A 1293-nucleotide genomic window follows, 5' to 3' on the forward strand; every position below is an offset into this window, starting at 1 on the left:
GGTAGTGTTTAGAAATCTGTGTCATTTCAGTATTATTAAGAAAACAGGAGTGACACATGACTCAATCTTTCGACTTCAACAAAGCATTAGCTGAACTTCAAGCTGGTAAAGGCCTTACTGGCGAAGACGGTGTTCTAACACCATTAATTAAACAACTCACCGAAGCGGCTCTTAAAGCTGAATTAGAGCAGCATTTAGAATCTGAGACCCAAGTTAACCGTAAAAATGGTTCAACCAAAAAAACAGTTAAGTCATCCATAGGTCAATTCGAACTTGAAACGCCCAGAGATCGTTCAGGTTCGTTTGAACCTCAGCTTGTTAAAAAGAACCAAACCAAGTTAACGCCTGAAATTGATGAGAAAATCCTATCTATGTTTGCTTTAGGTATGAGCTACCGAGATATTCGAGGCCACATACAGGATATGTATGGCGTTGAGGTATCAGAGGCCACCATCACTGCCGTAACAGACCAACTGATACCAGAGCTTAAAGCATGGCAAGCGCGCAGCTTAGACACGCTTTACCCGTTTATCTGGCTTGATGCTATTCATTATAAGATTAAAGAAAATGGGCGCTACGTGAGTAAGGCTATTTATACCGTACTAGGTGTCAATATCGAGGGCCGCAAAGAGTTACTTGGTTTATATATCTCTGAAAGTGAAGGGGCTAACTATTGGCTATCAGTATTAACAGATTTACATAATCGTGGTGTATCCGATATTTTAATTGCCTGTGTTGATGGACTAAAAGGCTTCCCTGAAGCAATAGCAACAATCTATCCTGACGCCGAAGTGCAGGAGTGCGTTATTCATCAAATTCGTAATTCGATGAAGTATGTTGCTTCAAAGCACCAAAAAGAGTTTATGGCTGACTTGAAACCCGTTTATAAGGCAGCCACTAAAGATGCAGCAGAAGCCGCTCTCGCCGAATTAGATGCCAAATGGGGCAAGTTATACCCTATCGTTATCGAGTCTTGGCGTCGAAAGTGGGGCAATCTGTCGGTTTACTTCAAGTATCCAGATTACGTGCGAAAAGCTATTTATACCACAAATGCAATTGAAGCTGTACATCGTCAGTTTAGACGACTCACCAAGACTAAGGGAGCATTCCCTAATGAAAACAGCTTGATGAAATTATTGTATGCAGGCATATTGAATGCCTCGAAGAAATGGACAATGCCAATCCATAATTGGAATCTGACATTGTCGCAATTGGCCATCCACTTCGAAGGTAGGTTAGATGGTGTGCTAGATATTTAGCAACTTAGGCTGACACAGAATTCTGAACGCCCTC

Annotated in this window: 1 protein-coding gene; it reads left to right on the plus strand. The window is 41.6% G+C overall.

The window, feature by feature from the left end; genetic code table 11:
- Positions 1 to 56: 56 nt before the first annotated feature.
- Complete coding sequence (locus tag H4J63_RS19735; RefSeq protein ID WP_008465246.1) at positions 57 to 1259, plus strand: IS256 family transposase; 1203 nt, start codon at positions 57 to 59, stop codon at positions 1257 to 1259.
- The last annotated feature ends 34 nt before the right edge of the window (positions 1260 to 1293 follow it).

Source organism: Pseudoalteromonas sp. 5Ae-yellow (assembly GCF_014077565.1).
Lineage (GTDB): Bacteria > Pseudomonadota > Gammaproteobacteria > Enterobacterales > Alteromonadaceae > Pseudoalteromonas.

Bases quoted from the DNA above. Each gene is read 5' to 3' on its own strand.
- H4J63_RS19735 (WP_008465246.1), top strand. From the start codon at position 57: ATGACTCAATCTTTCGACTTCAACAAAGCATTAGCTGAACTTCAAGCT.